We start from the raw sequence: 19,253 nt of genomic DNA on the forward strand, positions 1-19,253 counted from the left end.
GACTTCGCCGTCAGCCGCTCGTTTTGTCGCGCAGAAACGCGATGTCGTCCTTGCGCCCCTCGCTGGCGGTCTCGCAAACAACCGGCGCACCCGCGGCCTTTACCGCTGTTACCAGGAGCTCGGTGTCAATCTGACCACTACCTAGGTTGGCGTGGCGGTCACGCCCCGAACCCGGCTCATCCCTGGAATCGTTGCAGTGAACCAGGTCAATGCGGCCGGTAATGGCCTTGATCCGTTCCACGGCGCCTACCAAGGCCTCACCAGCGGCCCATGTGTGACACGTGTCTAGACAAAACCCGATGCCGGTGTCACCGATGACGTCCCAGAGGCGGGCGATGGTGTCGAAGCGGCGAGCCATAGCGTGGTCACCGCCCGCGGTGTTTTCGAGGTACACCGGAACCTCTGTTTCGAGCTGGTCAAGCGCCTTGCGCCAGCGCTGAAAACCCTCATCGATCTCGTTGCCATCGGCGACGTGCCCGCCGTGCACGATGACCGCGACCGCGCCGATGGCGGCCGCCGCATCACATGTCTGCTGCAGCATTTTGCGCGACGGGATCCGTACCCGATTGTTCGCCGACGCGACATTGATCAAGTAAGGCGCATGCACGTATATCGGAAGAACCGCCGCTTTCAACACTTGTGCGTCTTCGCGCGGTTTAGGCGGCTTCCAACTCTGCGGGTTGCCGAGGAAAATCTGCACCAGGTCAGCGCATTCGGCCTCCGCTGCGGCGAGCGGATCCTGCGAGCTGACGTGCGAACCGATGAGCACGCGGACAGTCTAGTGAGTGGCTCGTTGCCTGCGGGCAGCGTGTGCGGGGTTACTACTGCTACTGGCTACGGCCGTAGCGGGCCATGCACCTACTCACCCGTGCAGGCGGCGCCGGCGCGCCGATTCATAACGCCATTTCCGGGCTTCCTCGGCGAGCAAGCGGCTTCACGGGCGAAGTGGGGTCGGAATCAGAGACCTGGGCCAAATTTGGCCTGGCCCCATCGGGCCAGGTCCGGTCATACCGCCCTTGCCGTGCTCTCCTCCCGGCCCCATGTGCTCGGAGTGGTCGCCACTATTACCGCCGTAGCAGCCGTGATTGGCGTAGCCGACGATGAATCCGGAAAAGAAAATTAGGACGACGATGAACAACACCCCAGCGATGATCCCAACCCAAACTAGGATTTGGTTAAGCCGTTTTGGCTGTTCATCTGGCCGCGGGTCAGGCTGCAGCGGCTCCGAACCTTGCCGTTCGGCGCTCGAATCAGCCGGTTGCTTCGGGGAGTCAGGCAATTCAGTCATGGTTTGATTCCTGGGTGCGACGGATTAGTGGATAAGTTCGTTCCGCTGCTTCCGATTCCGATATAGGTCTCCGAACTGCGCCCACTTCGGCTGGCTGGCGAGGGCGGTTGGTTCAGGCAGCCTAGGCGACGTGATCGATTGTCTCAAATAAACGCAACAATCGCCGGGCACAATTGTGGTTACCGGGCTCCAAAGATATCTCGCTGGGTGCACACGGGCCCTACCCGGCAATGGACTGCTCGATCATGGTGCCGTGCCCCTGAGTCGCGGTTGTCTTCGAGGTTGCCCGATGACTATCCTCGTTCTTAGGGCCGTTGGGCCCCATCTGGTCGCCTAAGAGTGCCCTGCGTGGCAGTTGGCCACGCTGACGGTGGGCGTTGGTGATGATCATGGCGTACGGGCTGTTTCGGCCAATCCGCGCTGATACGTCTGGCTGGGCTGAGCCTGGTGATGTGCGTGATCTTTGTAGGAAAGACCGGGAAACAAAGGTCCCTATCAGGTCGTTTCCGGCTGGCCCTAGCCCCGCTTCGGGGACAGCACGCGACGACATCGGCCAACGACGTGGCTTTGCTGCCCGCCCTCTGCTAGGGCGTCACGTTGGCCACCCTCAGCACTTCGTCTCATCTCGTTGATGCCACTCGATTGCAGCCTTCGGAAAGGGGTCAGGAAATGACGGCAAAGCTTGTACGGCGAACGGCATTTGCGGTCATCGGCCTCGCTGCGGCGCTCCTGATGACCATCGCGTTGATTCGACCAGCAGGCGCGTATCTCAACGACGACTTGATCACGGGTCGCATTCTCCCACCGCCAACTACCTACTACGGTGCGATCGCGTATGCGCCCAACGGCGCGTGGGGCAAATCGTGGAGCCATCGAACTCGCGCCCAAGCCGAGGCCAGCGCATTGCAACAGTGCGGCATCGGCAGTTGCAAAGTGCTCAGCAGCTTTACCCGCTGCGGCGCCGTCGCCTACGACGGCACAAGCCGCCACGGAGGGCACGGCCCCAACCGCCGGATGGCAGAAGAAGACGCCATAATCCGGCTTGGCGGCGGTTGGATCGACAACTGGGCATGCAACTAAGCGTCGTCGACCAGCTCGAAAGAACGCCTAGGGTGCGGGGCCGCGCGCCCCGCACCCCGGCGAGGAGTTCGCAAAAACTACCTGTTGACCCTTATCGGTAATCCGAGTAGCCGTAGTCGTCCAGCGGCACCGCAGCTCCAGTCGCCTGGCCGAAGTCCGGGCTGTAGTACTGGTCCTCGTACGACGGGATCGTATAGGCAGCGGCGCGCGCCTCCTCCGTAGGCTGCACCTGGATGTTGCGGTACCGGTTGATACCGGTACCGGCCGGGATCAGCTTTCCGATGATCACGTTCTCCTTCAGACCGTTAAGCCTGTCGCTACGGCAGTTGATCGCCGCGTCGGTCAGCACACGCGTGGTCTCTTGGAACGAGGCCGCACTCAGCCATGAGTCGGTGGCCAACGACGCCTTCGTAATACCCATCAGCACCGGGCGGCCGGCAGCGGGGTCGCCGCCCTCGGCGACCACGCGGCGATTCTCGGCCTCGAATTCCGCACGGTCGATAAGAGACCCAGGCAGAAACTCCGTCGCGCCCGAGTCAATAATGGTGACTCGGCGCAGCATCTGCCGCACGATCACCTCGATGTGCTTGTCGTGGATTGACACACCCTGGGCACGGTAGACCTCCTGGACCTCCCGCACGAGGTGAATCTGCACCTCGCGGGGGCCCTGCACCCTCAACACCTCGTGCGGGTCGGCAGAGCCTTCCATCAGCTGCTGCCCCACCTCGACATGGTCTCCATCGGAGAGCACCCGTTCGGAACCGTCATCGTGCTTGAACACTCGGAGCCGCTGCCGCTTCGAGAGCTTGTCGTACACCACTTCCTCGCCACCGTCGTCAGGAACGACGGTGATCTTGTAGAAACGCTCGCCCTCTTCAAGACGGACACGTCCGGTGACATCCGCGATCGGCGCCTTGCCGCGTGGCACCCGGGCCTCAAACAACTCCTGTACACGCGGCAGACCACCGGTGATGTCCTCGCCAACACCACCCTGGTGGAAGGTGCGCATGGTCAGCTGTGTGCCGGGCTCGCCGATGGACTGGGCTGCCACGATGCCGACCGCTTCGCCGATGTCGACAAGTTTGCCAGTTGCCATCGAACGCCCGTAGCAGGTCGCGCACACACCAGTGCCGGTGGTACAGGTCAGCACAGACCGCACTTTGACCTGCGTGATGCCCGCCGCCAGCAAAGCGTCGATCGACGGGTCACCAAGGTCTTCACCACGCGCGACGACGACGGTACCCGACTCGTCGACCGCGTCGGTGCCCAAAGTACGCGCGTACGCCGATGTTTCGATGTGCGGGTCGCGGATCAGCGTGCCGTCGGGCTGCCGCTCGGCCAGCTCGACGACAATGCCGCGCTCCGTCTGGCAATCGTGTTCGCGGACGATGACGTCTTGGCTCACATCCACCAGACGACGGGTCAGATAGCCCGAGTCGGCGGTACGCAACGCCGTGTCCGCCAACCCCTTTCGAGCGCCGTGGGTATTGATGAAGTACTCCAGCACGGTCAGGCCCTCGCGGAACGACGACTTGACTGGACGCGGGATGAACTCACCCTTTGGGTTGGTCACCAAACCCTTCATGCCGGCCAGGGTTCGGGTCTGGGTGAAGTTACCGGTGGCTCCGGAGTCGACGATCGTGATGATCGGATTGTCGACCGGGTAGTGGTCCCGCAACGCCTCACCGACCTCGTCTGTGGCCTCTTTCCAGATCTCGACCAGCGCTTCGTTGCGCTCGTCGCGGTTCAAAGCGCCACGCTGGAACTGCTTTTCGACCTTGTCTGCCCGCTCCTCGTAGAGGTCGAGGATCTCCTTTTTGCGCGGCGGCACCAGCACGTCAGCCATCGAGACGGTGACGCCGCTTCGAGTTGCCCAGTAGAAGCCAGCATCTTTGAGCTTGTCCACGGTCTGCGCGACCACGATCATCGGGTAGCGCTCGGCCAAGTCGTTGATGATGGCAGCTTGCACCTTCTTGTGCATCTGCTTGTTGACGAACGCATAACCCAGCGGCAATAGCTCGTTGAACAGCACGCGACCCAGCGTCGTCTGAGCTGTCCACCCGGCGCCCGGCTGCCACCCGTTCGGCCCGAACAACTCTGTCTCGATGTCTGCGGGCGGACGCAACTGTGTCAGCCGCACCTTGATATTGGCCCGTACCGAAAGCAGCCCGCGGTCGGCGGCCATGGTCGCCTCCGCCGGCGAGGAGTACACCCCCGACTCCGGCGCGTCCTTGGCCGCCGGCTGGTACTCGCCGGTGTCGCCGTCGACCGCCGTGGTCAGGTAGTACAGCCCGGTCACCATGTCCAGTCGCGGCATGGCCAATGGGCGGCCGGAGGCGGGCGACAGGATGTTGTTCGACGACAGCATCAAAATACGGGCTTCGGCTTGCGCCTCAGCGCTCAACGGTAGATGCACGGCCATCTGGTCACCGTCGAAGTCGGCGTTGAACGCCTCACAGACCAACGGATGCAGCTGAATAGCCTTGCCTTCCACGAGCATTGGCTCGAAAGCCTGGATGCCCAGCCGGTGCAGGGTCGGCGCCCGGTTAAGCAAGACAGGGTGCTCGGCAATGACCTCTTCGAGCACATCCCACACCTGCGGACGCTGGCGTTCCACCATTCGCTTGGCACTCTTGATGTTTTGCGCATGGTTGAGATCAACGAGCCGCTTCATCACGAAAGGCTTGAATAGCTCAAGCGCCATCAGCTTCGGTAGACCACATTGATGCAGCTTGAGCTGCGGACCGACCACGATGACACTGCGGCCAGAATAGTCGACGCGCTTACCCAGCAGGTTTTGCCGGAACCGGCCCTGTTTACCTTTGAGCAGATCCGATAGCGATTTCAGCGGTCGGTTACCCGGCCCAGTCACTGGCCTGCCGCGGCGGCCGTTGTCGAACAGCGCGTCCACAGACTCCTGCAGCATCCGCTTCTCGTTGTTGACGATGATCTCGGGGGCACCGAGGTCGATCAGTCGCTTCAACCGGTTGTTCCGGTTGATCACGCGGCGGTAGAGGTCGTTGAGGTCGCTGGTGGCGAATCGGCCACCGTCGAGCTGCACCATGGGGCGCAATTCCGGGGGGATGACCGGTACGGCATCGAGCACCATGCCCATCGGCGAGTTGCCAGATTGCTGGAAGGCCGCAACCACCTTGAGTCGCTTGAGCGCGCGAAGCTTCTTCTGTCCCTTCCCGTTCCGGATGACATCGCGCAATATTTCGGCCTCGGCATCGATGTCAAAGTTCTGCATCAACTTCTGGATCGACTCTGCGCCCATGGCCCCGGTGAAGTATTCGCCGTAGCGGTCCACGAGCTCGCGATAGAGGTTCTCGTCGACGATCAGCTGCTTGGGAGCCAGTTTGGTGAAGGTGTTCCAAATGTCCTCGAGCCGGTCCAGCTCGCGCTGCGCGCGGTCGCGGAGCTGCCGCATCTCCCGCTCGCCACCGTCGCGAACCTTGCGCCTGGCGTCCGCCTTCGCCCCCTCGGACTCCAGCTCCGCCAGGTCGGCCTCCAGCTTCTGCGCGCGCGCTTCAAGATCTGCATCACGCTGATCTTCAACGGCCTTACGCTCCACCATCATTTCGGCCTCGAGCGTCGACAGTTCGTTGTGGCGCATCTCGTCATCCACCCCGGTGATCACATACGCCGCGAAGTAGATGATCTTCTCGAGGTCCTTTGGAGCTAAGTCCAACAAATAGCCGAGACGGCTCGGCACGCCTTTGAAGTACCAGATGTGCGTGACCGGCGCGGCCAGTTCGATGTGCCCCATCCGCTCACGCCGCACCTTGGCGCGAGTCACCTCGACGCCGCAGCGCTCGCAGATGATGCCCTTGAAGCGAACACGCTTGTACTTACCGCAGTAGCATTCCCAGTCGCGAGTCGGTCCGAAGATCTTCTCGCAGAATAGGCCGTCCTTCTCCGGCTTCAGCGTGCGATAGTTGATCGTCTCCGGCTTCTTGACCTCGCCATAGGACCATTGCCTGATTCCCTCCGCGGTGGCCAGACCAATACGGAGCTCATCGAAGAAGTTGACGTCGAGCACGTAACTCCCTTTCCCCTTGCGGGTTTAGTAACTAGAAGGACGCCGGACCGTTGCAAGTCGCGCGAGCGCGCATCAAGCCAAGTCCTCAACAGACGCGGATTCGTTGCGGGACAGGTTGATGCCCAGGTTCGCCGCAGCCCGCTCAAGGTCTTCGTCCTCGCCCTCGCGCAGCTCGATGGCTGCGCCATCCGACGACAGCACCTCGACGTTGAGACACAGCGACTGCAGCTCCTTGAGCAGCACCTTGAACGACTCCGGGATACCCGGCTCGGGGATGTTCTCGCCCTTGACGATCGCTTCATAGACCTTGACGCGCCCCACCGTGTCGTCGGACTTGATGGTCAAGAGTTCCTGCAGCGTGTAAGCCGCCCCGTAGGCCTGCATGGCCCAGCACTCCATCTCGCCGAACCGCTGTCCACCGAACTGTGCTTTACCACCCAGCGGCTGCTGGGTGATCATCGAGTACGGGCCGGTGGAACGGGCGTGGATCTTGTCGTCCACCAGGTGGTGCAGCTTCATGATGTACATGTAGCCGACCGTTACCGGGTACGGGAACGGTTCGCCGCTGCGTCCGTCGAACAGCACGGCCTTGCCGTCACCGTCCACCATCACGTGGTCGTCCCGATTGGGTAGCGTGCACGACAGTAGGCCCTGCAGCTCAGCCTCTTGGGCACCATCGAAGACCGGAGTCGACACGATGGCGTCCGGAGCGGCCGAGAACAAGTCTTCGGGCAGCTTGGCCGCCCAGTCTGGAACTCCGTTAGCGGTGTCGATGTTCCACCCTGACTTGGCTACCCAACCAAGATGGGTCTCCAAGATCTGACCGATATTCATCCGCCGCGGCACACCGTGGGTGTTGAGGATGATGTCGACCGGAGTGCCGTCCGGAAGGAAGGGCATGTCCTCGGCTGCGAGGATCTTGCCGATCACACCTTTGTTGCCGTGCCGGCCGGCCAGTTTGTCCCCGTCGGAGATCTTGCGTTTCTGGGCAACGTAAACACGCACCAGCTCGTTGACGCCAGCGGGCAGTTCGTCATCGTCCTCGCGGGAGAACACTCGAATACCGATCACCTTGCCGGATTCGCCGTGGGGCACCTTCAGCGAGGTGTCACGCACCTCGCGGGCCTTTTCGCCGAAGATCGCCCGCAGTAGCCGCTCCTCCGGCGTCAGCTCGGTCTCACCTTTCGGAGTAACCTTGCCGACCAGAATGTCGCCATCACGGACCTCGGCGCCGATGCGGACGATGCCGCGCTCGTCCAAGTCCGCGAGAACTTCGTCCGAGACGTTCGGAATGTCCCGAGTGATCTCCTCGGCGCCCAGTTTGGTGTCGCGGGCGTCAATCTCATGCTCCTCGATGTGGATCGAGGTCAGGACATCCTCCTCGACGAGGCGGTTGGACAGAATGATCGCGTCCTCGTAGTTGTGGCCCTCCCACGGCATGATCGCCACCAACAGGTTCTTGCCCAGGGCCATCTCACCGTTGTCGGTACAAGGACCATCGGCGATCACCTGGCCGGTTTCGACACGCTGACCGGCGTCCACGATGGGGTACTGGTTTGCACACGTGCCGTGGTTGGAGCGGGCGAACTTGCGCATCCGGTAGGTCCGCCGAGTGCCGTCGTCGTGCATCACCGTGATGTAGTCGGCTGACACCTCCTCGATGACACCACTGTCCTCGGCAACAACGACGTCGCCTGCGTCGATAGCCGCACGCAACTCCATGCCAGTACCCACCAGCGGCGCCTCGCTGCGTACCAGCGGAACGGCCTGGCGCTGCATGTTGGCACCCATCAGGGCACGGTTGGCGTCGTCGTGCTCGAGGAAGGGGATCATCGCCGTAGCCACCGACACCATCTGGCGCGGCGAGACGTCCATGTAGTCCACTTCGGACGAGGAAACGTACTCCACCTCCCCCGCCTTGCGGCGGACCAGCACGCGCGCCTCGCTGAACCGGCCTTCATCGTCGATCGGCGAATTGGCCTGCGCCACGACGTGGCGGTCCTCTTCATCGGCGGTCAGGTATTCGATCTCGTCGGAAACCACACCATCGATGACCTTGCGGTACGGCGTCTCAATAAAGCCGAAGGGATTGACCCGCGCGTACACCGACAACGATCCGATCAGCCCGATGTTGGGCCCCTCCGGTGTCTCGATCGGGCACATCCGGCCGTAGTGGGACGGGTGCACGTCACGGACTTCCAACCCGGCGCGCTCCCGTGACAGCCCCCCGGGGCCCAGCGCCGACAACCGGCGCTTGTGGGTGAGCCCGGACAGCGGGTTGTTCTGATCCATGAACTGCGACAGCTGGCTGGTGCCGAAGAACTCTTTGATCGCGGCAACCACCGGACGAATGTTGATCAGCGTCTGCGGCGTGATCGCCTCGACGTCCTGTGTGGTCATCCGCTCGCGGACCACCCGCTCCATCCGCGACATGCCGACCCGGATCTGGTTCTGGATCAACTCCCCCACGGTACGCAACCGACGGTTGCCGAAGTGGTCGATGTCGTCGGTTTCCACCGGCACCTCAACACCGCCCGGAGCGGTCATCACCGACTGCCCCTCGTGCAGGCGAACCAGGTATTCGATCGTGGCGACGACGTCTTCCTCAGTCAGCGTGGACGAGGTGATCGGCTCACCGACGTGCAGCCCGAGTTTCTTGTTGACCTTGTAGCGACCAACGCGGGCCAGGTCGTACCGCTTCTCCTTGAAGAACAGATTCTCCAGCAGAGTCTGTGCGGACTCCTTCGTCGGCGGCTCACCGGGCCGCAGCTTGCGGTAGATGTCCAGCAGCGCCTCATCGGTGCCGACGGTGTTGTCTTTCTCCAGGGTCGACATCATGATCTCGGAAAAACCGAACCGTTCGGCGATCTGTTCGGCCGTCCAGCCTAACGCCTTGAGCAGGACGGTAACCGGCTGCCGACGCTTACGATCGATACGCACGCCCACCGTGTCGCGCTTGTCGACGTCAAACTCCAGCCAGGCACCCCGGCTCGGGATCACCTTGACGCTGTGCAGCATCTTTTCGGTGGACTTGTCGATGGTCTCGTCGAAGTACACGCCCGGAGACCGCACCAACTGGCTGACCACCACACGCTCGGTGCCGTTAATGATGAACGTGCCCTTCTCCGTCATCATTGGAAAGTCGCCCATGAACACCGTTTGGCTCTTGATCTCGCCGGTGTTGTTGTTGATGAACTCCGCGGTGACGAACAGCGGAGCCGCGTAGGTCATGTCTTTGTCTTTGCATTCATCGACGGGCGCCTTGACTTCGTCAAAGCGCGGATCAGAGAAAGACAGCGACATCGACCCAGAGAAGTCTTCGATCGGCGAAAGCTCGCAGAGCACCTCTTCGAGGCCCCCCATCGGCTTGACGTTCGCCCGTCCGGCGACGGAGTCACGCCAACGTTGCGAACCGATCAGCCACTCGAACGAATCGTTCTGGACATCCAGCAGCCCAGGAACCTCCAGCGGTTCGCGAAGCTTGGCGAAGGAAACCCGGTTGGGAGCTCCGGGTACCGAACTGTTGGAAGAACTTTGCGGGCGACCTTGGTGGGGACTAGCGTCTGACTGGCGGAAATCTGCCAAGATGCATCCTTCCAGCACCTCGTGCGACTAACGAGCGCCGGCAGCCACCGGGCCTGTTCGCCGCGATAATTTTGTCGGTTCGGCCGGCGAACGATCTGCCCTTACCTCACGCACACAACCAAACGGCTGAGCCACAAACTGGGCTCAGGCTATGTCCACGGTGTCAAGTGGCGGGTGAGGTGGGCAGGAAGTAGCCAGCGCAACGTCCAACAATAGCGCAGGTCTGCGCATTCCTCAAATAACGGTCCAGGGAAGGTCCGCGCTGGCTGGCATCTCAGGTTTCCTTGGACGCATTCGACACATGCTGCTCATCAGATTGGCCCGTTTGGGCCCTGCCGTCAAGAGGACGGGCGGCGCAAGTTCGGCCGAACGGCCGCGAAAATCGCACATGGCCGCCTTACCTGCGGTCACATCGGGCTGCCAGCTGCGAAAAAGCCTCGTAAACCGGTACAACAGAAACGATTCGCGCCCGTTGCTTCGAGCGACTGACTAATCGGGTAGCGAGTGTGCGTCGAACTTGTGGGTGCCCTCAAGATCGTCGAGGATCGCCGCCTGGGCGTTCTTCGGAAGCGAGGGCAACATTTCGCGCACCCGGGCGCGTCGCCGGGCAACCGCTTTGCGTTCCGGCATTCCCGGCGTGGTAGTCAGCTGCGGCGGCACGCCCTCGATCTCCTCGACACCGCCGTGATGCTGACCAGCCTCCATCATGGCTTCTTCCTCAGCCATGGTCGCCTCGTCCTTCTCCTCGGACATGCCGATCGGCCCAAGGCGACGACCGTTGAGGAACTGCTTGACAACCGGCTCGTCGCTGGTCAACAAAACCTCGCGCGGGCCGAACATCACGAGATGCTTGCGGAACAGCATGCCCATGTTGTCCGGGACGGTGCGGGCGATGTTGATGTTGTGCGTCACGATGAGGATGGTCGCATCGATCTGAGCGTTGATGTCGACCAGCAACTGGCTGAGGTAGGCGGTGCGGACGGGATCCAGGCCCGAGTCAGGTTCGTCGCACAAGATGATCTTCGGGTCGAGCACCAGGGCGCGCGCCAAGCCGGCGCGCTTGCGCATACCACCGGAGATCTCGCCGGGAAACTTCTTCTCGTCGCCGCCCAAGCCCACCAGGGTCAGCTTCTCCATGACGATGTCACGGATTTCACTTTCCTTTTTCTTGGTGTGCTCGCGCAGCGGGAACGCGGTGTTGTCATAAAGATTCATCGAACCGAACAACGCGCCGTCCTGGAACAGCACACCAAACAATGTGCGGATCTCGTAGAGCTCCTTGGCCGAGCATTCGATGATGTCGGTTCCGTCGATAAGGATCGAGCCACGTTCCGGGCGCAGCAGACCGATAAGGGACTTCAAGAACACCGATTTACCGGTACCCGACGGCCCCAGCAACACGCTGACCTCCCCGGCGGGGATGTCCAACGTGACGTCTTCCCAAATCCTCGAGGCGCCAAAAGACTTCGTTAGTCCAGTTACCTCGATAGCGACGCCCATGGGGAATCCTTCCGTTGACGCGCGTGCCCGCCACCTGCCACTTTTATGTGGCTTGAGTCACTGTATCGCACGCACGTGGGAGGACATTGCGGTTGCCAGATAACAATCTCAGATAGCAATCTGGGCCGCGCCGCGGCCCACCAGGCACCGCGTGTTGCGCCGTCTGCTATGCAGCGGCCCAGTTTCCGTGAAAGCCCATCGGCACGCGCTGCGGCAGATGCACCGTAGCCACCGACTCAAGACTCTGGGCATCTAGCAAAATCAGTTGCCCCTCGTCCCGGCTACGGTGATAGCCGTAACCCATCAGGATGCCGTCATCTTCGGCGCTGTGCCCGACGCTCGGCAGGGGGTTCGGCACGAAAGACATCTCACCGATCAGCAGTTCAGGGTCAAGCGGCGCAACGGTCGCCGAGCCCGTCTGATAGTCGTGCTTGTAGAGCGAAGTCGACATCTCGGCTCCACTGCCGCCGACAAACCCGCCTTCGATGCCGACGGTGTAACCGAACCGATGTGGACTACCCAACAGAGTCTCGTTGATACGGGGAAACTCTTGTGGTCGCTCATCGCGGCATTCGGTGGTGACGGCACCGGTAGCCAGGTTTACTGTCCACTGGTCGAGCCACGGCCGGCTATCGCCTGGACCACGCTGGTCGCGCTGGAACATCCGCGCGTGACGCACCACGTCGAGCACCAGGACCTCAGATCCATTCCGAACCTCTGAGTAAGCGTTGAGCGGGTGGAAAACGTAACAGGGCTCAATGTCGAACCACCGCACGTCATGGTTGCCGCCCTCGCGCGGCAGCACACCGATGCGCGCTGGATAATCGGGGTTCCAGGCGTATGGAATGGTGGCGGCGGACCGCTTGGTGCGCCTGGCCATTGCCGCAATCGGGCTGGGAACCCGGACGCGTCCAATGATCGACTGGACCACCAACCGGGCGGGCCGTTGCAACCAATGCGGCACAGTCGCCGGTACTACCTGCACTGGGTCGAATGTCACCGGCAGGTCATAGACGACGACGTATTTGTCGGTCAGCGAGAAGTCGTGCATCATCGGCGAGCCGGTCACATCGATATCGACCGTTCGGCGGACGCGTCCATCGATGTCGATCACCGTGTACTGCACACTCCGCCCGCGCGCGAAAGAGTAGGACACCGCGTGCAGTTCGCCGGTTCGGGGATCACGATGCGGATGGGCTGTATAGCCACCGGCCAAGGTCGCGTCGAAATCGCACGGACCCACGGTGTCAAGCTCGTCGGTGAGCTCGTAGTTGACAACACCAGCTTCGACGAGCGCGAGGGTGCGCCCAGCGTGGGTCAGCACATTGGTATTTGGGCCGCCGGCAAGTATTCCGGCGCGCGGACTCCCTGAGGCAGGCGCGGGCTCGCCGAGAGCGGCGCACACGCTCGGGGTCCGGACCCAACGATTGCGATACCAGCAAGCCTTGCCGTCACGTAGTGCTACTCCATGCACCATGGCGTCGCCGGTGAACCAGTGATAGGTGGCCGGGTCTACCTCGGCGGCCGGGTTGGGCCCGTTGCGCAGATAACGTCCATCGAGGTGGTCAGGGATGCGGCCGGTGATCGGCAGATCCTGCGCGGTCAACTCGGCGGCGACCGGCGCCAGGAAACCTTCGAGATACGGGTTGGAGGTTTTGGTAATGCGTGCTGAGGTCACAACGGCTCCTATAACATTGATATTTCACTGTTATAGGGAACCTACGCCCCCAGTGCGAAAATGACAACCATGACGCAAGGATTGACTCCTCCAAACGGGCGCAGCGTCCGCAACGACCTGCTGCACGCGGCCGTGGGCCTACTCGACGACCACGGGCCAGATGCACTGCAGACCCGCAAGGTGGCCGCCGCCGCCGGCACCTCGACAATGGCGGTCTACACACACTTCGGCGGGATGCGAGAGTTGATCACCGCAGTTGCCGAGGAGGGCTTGCGCCAGTTTGATGCCGCGCTTGCGGTGCCGCAAACCCCCGATCCCGTCGCCGACCTGCTGGCCACCGGAGTCGCCTACCGGCGCTACGCGATCGAAAGGCCACACATGTATCGACTAATGTTCGGCAGCACCAGCGCACACGGCATCAACGCGCCAGCTCACAATGTTCTGACCCTGACAGTCGCCCAAATCTATGAGAGTTATCCCAGCTTCGGGCATGTCGTGCGCGCGGTGCACCATTCGATGCTGGCGGGCCGGATCACTGTGGGATCAACGCTTGACGACGCATCCGCCGAAGGAGCAGTCGTGGCTACCGCGGCCCAGTTCTGGGCATTGATACACGGTTTCGTGATGCTTGAGCTGGCCGGATACTACGGACAAGACGGTTCAGCCGTTGGACAGGTGCTCGGCTCGATGACAACGAACCTGCTTGTCGCCATCGGCGATTCACCGGAGCGAGTCGAGCAGTCGCTGCAGTTGGCCTACGGCGCCGACTGAACGCGCAAAATCCCCGGGACCTGTCAGCGGCAGGCGTCCCGGGGATCTTGGCGAACAGAACTACTTGACGCTGACGGTGGCGCCAGCGGCCTCGAGCTTGGTCTTGGCCTCGTCAGCAGCCTCCTTGGCGACCTTCTCCAGCAGCGGCTTGGGCGCACCGTCGACCAGATCCTTGGCCTCCTTCAGCCCCAGGCCGGAGACGATTTCACGGACGACCTTGATGACGCCGATCTTCTTGTCACCGGCAGCCTCGAGAACGACGTCGAACTCGGACTGCTCCTCGGCAGCTTCAGCGGCAGCGGCTGGCGCCCCGCCAGCGGCCGCGACCGCGACCGGCGCGGCCGCTGTGACCTCGAAGGTCTCCTCGAACTTCTTGACGAAGTCGGAGAGCTCCAACAGGGTCATTTCCTTGAATGCATCTAGCAGATCGTCAGTAGAGAGCTTTGACATGGTGGGAGGTCCTTCCTGGGTTTCCGGTGCTGATTACTCGGCTTCGGCCGGCGTCTCTGTAGGCGTTTCTGCCGGCACTTGCGCTGAAGTTTCAGTGGGTGTTTCTGCGCCTGGCTCTGCCGCCTTCTTTTCCTGCAATGCGGCCGCCAGCCGGGCTACCTGCGAAGCGGGCGCACTGAACAGCCCAGCCGCCTTGGCAAGATTGCCCTTCATCGCGCCGGCCAGCTTGGCCAACAACACCTCGCGGGACTCCAGGTCGGCGATGCGCTCAACTTCTGCGACGCTGAGGGGGTGGCCGTCCATGTAGCCGCCCTTGATAACCAGCGCCTTGTGCTCCTTGGCGAAGGTCTTGAGTGCCTTGGCCGCGTCCACGGGCTCACCCGTGACGAACGCAATCGCCGTGGGACCGGAGAACAGCTCGTCCAACCCGTCGACACCGGCTTCCGATGCCGCACGCTTGATGAGTGTGTTTTTGGCTACTGAATAGGTAGCCGACTCCCCCAGCGACCGACGCAGCTCAGCCAGGTTGGCCACCGACAAGCCCCGGTATTCAGTGATGACGGTCGCGGTCGAGGCCTTGAAATGCTCTGCGATGTCTGCAACCGCGGTGGCCTTGTCAGCCCTGGCCATGCCTACCCCCTTGGTGTAAGTCGGGTCGACGTCGTTGTGCGACGTGTTGTCTGTGCCCACCCCGGAAACGACGAACGCCCCGGCGCAGGAAGCGGTCGGGGCGTTGAACGCGGACGGCGCACAGGCCAGCCGCAATAACCTCGTCCTCCTGCGTGGGCCGTCCGAGACACTTCCCGGACCTTCAACCGATTTCTCGGTGACCGACGGTCTTCGGTGGATCGGCAACCACAATAGCGCGCCGTGTTCAATCAGCCAAAACGATGCGTCGTGCGTCCACGCCGGCACACCCTCACCCGGCGCAACGTCTAGCTGAGCCCAACCAGCCTGGCCGCACCGACAAGGCCCGCCCGTTCGCCGAGTTCGGCCGGAACCACACGTAGACCGACCAGAAAATCGAGTCGCGCGTAACCTGCCAGCGCCGTGCGCAGAGGATCAAACAGCAAGCTACCGGACTTGGCCACTCCCCCACCAACGACGACAAGATCAAGATCGCACACCGCCGCTACCGAAGCGATCACCGCCGCAAGCGCGGTGGCGCCCTTGGCGAAAGCCGCCAGCGCCACCTCGTCTCCAGCCGCAGCTGAATTAGCAAGCTCGCTAGCGCCAGCGTGGGAAGCCGCGGACCAACCGTTGGCCCGGGCCCATTTCGCCATCGACGGGCCGGCGGCGATCGTCTCGACACAGCCGCGGCCACCGCACGTACACAGCTGGCCATCCGGTTCGACAACTACGTGGCCCACATGACCGGCATTGCCGGTGCGGCCGACGTATGGGGACCCGTTAAGCACCAGTCCACCGCCGACACCAGTGGACACCACCATGCCCAACAAGAAGCGCCTGCTCGGCCCGGTGCTTCGTCCCGCCCCGAGCCAGTGCTCACCCAGCGCCATGCATATCCCGTCGCCGCCGAGTAACACCGGCACGCCAGGTACTGCCGCAGCGACCCTGTCCCGCAGCGGAAAACCACGCCAGCACGCGATGTTCGTTGGGCTGACTGTTCCGCTGGCCACATCAATGGGGCCCGCCGAAGCAATGCCTACACCGCCGACCACACCTCCGGCCGCCTGCAGCGCGTCGGCGATCATCGCGGCGAGTACCGCCCAAAGTTGGTCCGCTCCGCAGTCGACCGGGGTAGGTCGGGTGGCGGCGTACACCAGCACCCCTGCGCGATCAGCTAACCCTGCGGCGATCTTGGTGCCGCCAATATCCAGGCAGAGCGTGAGCATGGGCCGATCAGCGCCATTCGACTTTTTCAGGTTGGCCAAGCTGGCTGCGAAACGTGCGGCAGCCCACCGGCTGAACGGGGGCCGCCCGGCACGCGTACTGCAACATTCCGAACGTAGAGCGTCGCGCGCGACCCAGCCGATGCTCGGTGACCGCCAGCCTCACCTGCGCCGGCAGCACGTCCCGCGGCCCGACGAATGGCTGCGTCGATTCCGCCGAATCCACCTGCATGCCCGCACCCTACGGCCACGCAGCAACTCGACAAAAGACCGGCGAGGCGCCAATCAATGTGCTGATCCGCCCGGCACCCTGGGCCAACTCGACACAGTATTGGACGCCGGTAGACCACTCACCTACGACAACGCGATTACCGCACCAACAGTGGTGCCACCCGGTTCTGTGGAGTGGATCCGATGGCGCGACCGCGCAACGGGCGCGCGGCCGGCGCCGCCATTCCGAGCGTGCTTCGTCGTGATCGACGAATTAGGTCACGATGTTCCCGAACGGGTGCGGCGTCCCAGCACAGCAACCCGCAAGAGAACTACCCCACGACGAGGAGTTTGTGCTGCGCCGCCGACCGTGTGGCCGGCAACCAATTCCGAGTGCGAATTTCGCTGGGCCTGCGCATTCGGTGACCATTGCGCCTTGCGTGCGCCGCTCACGCAAATTGGGACTTCGCTGCCCCCGTTTGGCACACTGCTCAAATGAGTTCCACCAAACGCCGCGAGGTGGTCAAACTTGACCGGGTGCCGTTGCCGGTCGAAGCGGTCCGGGTGGCTGCCACTGGTTGGCAGATTACCCGTGCCGCCGCTCGCATCGTCACCAAGCTGTCAAGCAAGGGCTCATTGCAGCTAAAGGTCATCAAGCAACTTCCACAGACTTTCGCCGATCTAGGACCGACGTACGTCAAGTTCGGACAGATAATCGCGTCCAGCCCCGGCGCATTCGGCGAGTCGCTGTCCCGCGAATTCCGAGGCCTACTCGATCGGGTACCGCCCGCCGAGACCGGCGACGTACATAAGCTCCTCGTCGAGGAACTCGGTGGCGAGCCCTCCGAATTGTTCGCCACTTTCGAAGAAGAACCTTTCGCGTCCGCGTCCATCGCGCAGGTGCACTACGCGACCCTGCACAGCGGCGAGGACGTCGTAGTCAAAATCCAGCGACCAGGCATCCGCCGGCGCGTCGCCGCGGATTTGCAGATACTGCGGCGCTTCGCCCAAACCGTCGAACTCGCCAAACTAGGTCGCCGGCTCTCGGCACAAGATGTGGTTGCCGACTTCTCCGACAACCTGGCCGAGGAGCTGGACTTCCGACTCGAAGCACAGTCGATGGAAGCGTGGGTCTCGCACTTACATGCATCGCCGCTGGGCACGAACATCAGAGTGCCGCACGTACACTGGGAATTCACCGGTGAGCGGGTGCTGACGATGGAACGGATACACGGCATCCGCATCGACGATGCTGGTGCCATCCGCAAGGCCGGATTCGACGGCGTCGAATTGGTGAAGGCACTACTGTTCTCGGTGTTCGAGGGCGGACTGCGGCACGGCCTGTTCCACGGTGACCTGCACGCGGGCAACTTGTATGTCGACGACGCGGGCCGCATCGTATTCTTCGACTTCGGAATCATGGGTCGCATCGATCCGCGCACCCGCTGGCTGCTACGCGAGCTCGTCTACGCGCTCTTGGTGAAAAAGGACCACGCCGCTGCGGGCAAAATCGTGGTGCTCATGGGCGCCGTGGGGACGATGAAGCCCGAGGCGCAAGCCGCCAAGGATCTCGAGAAGTTTGCCACCCCGCTAACCATGCAATCGCTGGGCGATATGTCATATGCCGACATCGGCAGGCAGTTGTCGGCGCTTGCCGACGCCTACGACGTCAAGTTACCTCGCGAGCTTGTGCTGATCGGCAAGCAGTTCCTGTATGTAGAGCGGTATATGAAACTACTGGCACCCAAGTGGCAGATGATGTCCGATCCGCAACTCACCGGATACTTCGCCAACTTTATGGTCGAAGTCAGCCGCGACCATCAATCCGACATCGAAGTCTAAAAGCGGCGACAGTCGCTGATCATTGGAGGAGTAGTGGAGGTCCGAACCGGCGTCGCCGCATCCGGTGATGTGAAGCTGTACTACGAGGACATGGGTGAGCCCGGCAACCCAGCCGTACTGCTGATCATGGGCCTCGGGGCTCAAATGCTGCTATGGCGCACCGATTTCTGCAAGCAGCTGGTTGCCGACGGCCTGCGCGTCATCCGCTATGACAACCGCGATGTTGGTCTGTCAAGCAAGACTGAACGGCGCAGCGCCGGACCACCACTGGCCACCCGATTGCTGCGGTCCTGGCTCGGCCTGCCCAGCAAAGCTGCCTACAAGCTAGAAGACATGGCCGACGATGCCGCGGCCCTGTTGGATCACCTCGACATCGAACACGCCCATATCGTTGGGGCTTCGATGGGCGGCATGATTGCCCAGATCTTCGCCGCACGGTTTCCCGAGCGCGCAAAGACGCTGGGAGTTATTTTCTCCAGCAACAACCACGCGTTCCTACCGCCGCCGGCCCCACGCGCATTGCTGGCGCTCATCAAGGGCCCACCACCAAATTCACCGCGTGACGTGATCATTGACAACGCGATCCGCGTCAACAAGATCATCGGCAGTCCCGGCTATCCGATGCCCGAAGAGCATGTGCGCGCCGACGCCGCCGAGAGCTACGACCGCAACTATCACCCGTGGGGCATCGCCAAGCAGTTCAGCGCGATCCTGGGCAGCGGCAGCCTACTGCGCTACGACCGTCGCATTGTCGCGCCGACCGTGGTGATTCACGGGCGCGCCGACAAACTCATCCGACCATCCGGCGGTCGTGCGATCGCCCGGGCAGTCAACGGCGCCCGACTCGTCCTCGTCGACGGCATGGGTCACGATCTTCCCAGACAGCTTTGGGGTCAGGTGATCGGTGAACTAAAGAGCAATTTCGCCGTGGCCAGCTAAGCCCCGCACCGAATT

13 protein-coding genes are annotated in these 19,253 nt (G+C 62.5%); 4 read left to right on the plus strand and 9 right to left on the minus strand.

Annotated features, from left to right (window positions below; genetic code table 11):
• Window positions 1-10: 10 nt before the first annotated feature.
• Both ACO07W_RS07675 and ACO07W_RS07680 read right to left on the minus strand, forming a co-directional pair.
• The gene (locus tag ACO07W_RS07675) at window positions 11-769 is read right to left on the minus strand and encodes a deoxyribonuclease IV (RefSeq protein WP_421842130.1); all 759 of its coding nucleotides are present in this window, start codon (window positions 767-769) and stop codon (window positions 11-13) included.
• 739 nt (window positions 770-1,508) lie between these two features.
• Window positions 1,509-1,679 carry a hypothetical protein gene (locus ACO07W_RS07680; RefSeq protein WP_421842132.1) on the minus strand — a complete coding sequence of 57 codons (171 nt, stop codon included), beginning with the start codon at window positions 1,677-1,679 and terminating at the stop codon, window positions 1,509-1,511.
• Between the two features lie 278 nt (window positions 1,680-1,957).
• Between ACO07W_RS07680 and ACO07W_RS07685 the strand changes: the two genes are divergently transcribed.
• Window positions 1,958-2,368, plus strand: coding sequence for a DUF4189 domain-containing protein (locus ACO07W_RS07685; RefSeq protein ID WP_421842134.1), 411 nt, complete (start codon window positions 1,958-1,960; stop codon window positions 2,366-2,368).
• A 91-nt stretch (window positions 2,369-2,459) separates the two neighbouring features.
• Here the strand turns inward: ACO07W_RS07685 and ACO07W_RS07690 are convergent, their stop codons facing one another.
• The 4 genes from ACO07W_RS07690 to ACO07W_RS07705 all read right to left on the minus strand — a co-directional run bounded on the left by ACO07W_RS07690 (window position 2,460) and on the right by ACO07W_RS07705 (window position 13,173).
• Complete coding sequence (locus ACO07W_RS07690; protein WP_421842136.1) at window positions 2,460-6,410, minus strand: DNA-directed RNA polymerase subunit beta'; 3,951 nt, start codon at window positions 6,408-6,410, stop codon at window positions 2,460-2,462.
• A 72-nt stretch (window positions 6,411-6,482) separates the two neighbouring features.
• The gene (locus tag ACO07W_RS07695; protein ID WP_421842138.1) at window positions 6,483-9,995 is read right to left on the minus strand and encodes a DNA-directed RNA polymerase subunit beta; all 3,513 of its coding nucleotides are present in this window, start codon (window positions 9,993-9,995) and stop codon (window positions 6,483-6,485) included.
• A 489-nt stretch (window positions 9,996-10,484) separates the two neighbouring features.
• Complete coding sequence (locus ACO07W_RS07700; protein WP_421842140.1) at window positions 10,485-11,495, minus strand: ABC transporter ATP-binding protein; 1,011 nt, start codon at window positions 11,493-11,495, stop codon at window positions 10,485-10,487.
• 166 nt (window positions 11,496-11,661) lie between these two features.
• Window positions 11,662-13,173, minus strand: a complete 1,512-nt coding sequence (locus tag ACO07W_RS07705; protein WP_421842142.1) for a carotenoid oxygenase family protein — start codon at window positions 13,171-13,173, stop codon at window positions 11,662-11,664.
• Window positions 13,174-13,242: 69 nt separating this feature from the next.
• Here ACO07W_RS07705 and ACO07W_RS07710 point away from each other — a divergent pair, with 69 nt between their 5' ends.
• Window positions 13,243-13,944: a TetR/AcrR family transcriptional regulator gene (locus ACO07W_RS07710; RefSeq protein ID WP_421845859.1), complete on the plus strand. Its 702-nt coding sequence runs from the start codon at window positions 13,243-13,245 to the stop codon at window positions 13,942-13,944.
• A gap of 60 nt (window positions 13,945-14,004) precedes the next feature.
• Here ACO07W_RS07710 and rplL read toward each other — a convergent pair whose 3' ends face one another.
• The 3 genes from rplL to ACO07W_RS07725 form a co-directional block, all read right to left on the minus strand.
• A complete protein-coding gene (gene rplL / locus ACO07W_RS07715) occupies window positions 14,005-14,394 on the minus strand; it encodes a 50S ribosomal protein L7/L12 (RefSeq protein WP_421842144.1) in 390 nt (129 codons plus the stop codon).
• A 33-nt stretch (window positions 14,395-14,427) separates the two neighbouring features.
• Complete coding sequence (gene rplJ / locus ACO07W_RS07720) at window positions 14,428-15,024, minus strand: 50S ribosomal protein L10 (RefSeq protein WP_421845860.1); 597 nt, start codon at window positions 15,022-15,024, stop codon at window positions 14,428-14,430.
• 305 nt (window positions 15,025-15,329) lie between these two features.
• Entirely contained in the window at window positions 15,330-16,250 is a 921-nt protein-coding gene (locus ACO07W_RS07725) for an ROK family protein (RefSeq protein ID WP_421842146.1), read from the minus strand.
• 702 nt (window positions 16,251-16,952) lie between these two features.
• Here ACO07W_RS07725 and ACO07W_RS07730 point away from each other — a divergent pair.
• Both ACO07W_RS07730 and ACO07W_RS07735 read left to right on the plus strand, forming a co-directional pair.
• Complete coding sequence (locus ACO07W_RS07730; RefSeq protein WP_421842148.1) at window positions 16,953-18,299, plus strand: ABC1 kinase family protein; 1,347 nt, start codon at window positions 16,953-16,955, stop codon at window positions 18,297-18,299.
• Between the two features lie 90 nt (window positions 18,300-18,389).
• Complete coding sequence (locus ACO07W_RS07735; protein ID WP_421845862.1) at window positions 18,390-19,238, plus strand: alpha/beta fold hydrolase; 849 nt, start codon at window positions 18,390-18,392, stop codon at window positions 19,236-19,238.
• Window positions 19,239-19,253 lie beyond the last annotated feature (15 nt).

This window comes from Mycobacterium sp. (genome assembly GCF_965230835.1).
GTDB lineage: Bacteria > Actinomycetota > Actinomycetes > Mycobacteriales > Mycobacteriaceae > Mycobacterium.

Excerpts from the sequence above, each read along its gene's own strand:
- ACO07W_RS07680 (WP_421842132.1), bottom strand. The coding sequence starts at position 1,679 with ATGATCATCACCAACGCCCACCGTCAGCGTGGCCAACTGCCACGCAGG.
- ACO07W_RS07685 (WP_421842134.1), top strand. The coding sequence starts at position 1,958 with ATGACGGCAAAGCTTGTACGGCGAACGGCATTTGCGGTCATCGGCCTC.
- ACO07W_RS07700 (WP_421842140.1), bottom strand. The coding sequence starts at position 11,495 with ATGGGCGTCGCTATCGAGGTAACTGGACTAACGAAGTCTTTTGGCGCC.
- ACO07W_RS07710 (WP_421845859.1), top strand. The coding sequence starts at position 13,243 with ATGACGCAAGGATTGACTCCTCCAAACGGGCGCAGCGTCCGCAACGAC.
- rplL (WP_421842144.1), bottom strand. The coding sequence starts at position 14,394 with ATGTCAAAGCTCTCTACTGACGATCTGCTAGATGCATTCAAGGAAATG.
- rplJ (WP_421845860.1), bottom strand. The coding sequence starts at position 15,024 with ATGGCCAGGGCTGACAAGGCCACCGCGGTTGCAGACATCGCAGAGCAT.
- ACO07W_RS07725 (WP_421842146.1), bottom strand. The coding sequence starts at position 16,250 with ATGCTCACGCTCTGCCTGGATATTGGCGGCACCAAGATCGCCGCAGGG.
- ACO07W_RS07730 (WP_421842148.1), top strand. The coding sequence starts at position 16,953 with ATGAGTTCCACCAAACGCCGCGAGGTGGTCAAACTTGACCGGGTGCCG.
- ACO07W_RS07735 (WP_421845862.1), top strand. The coding sequence starts at position 18,390 with ATGGGTGAGCCCGGCAACCCAGCCGTACTGCTGATCATGGGCCTCGGG.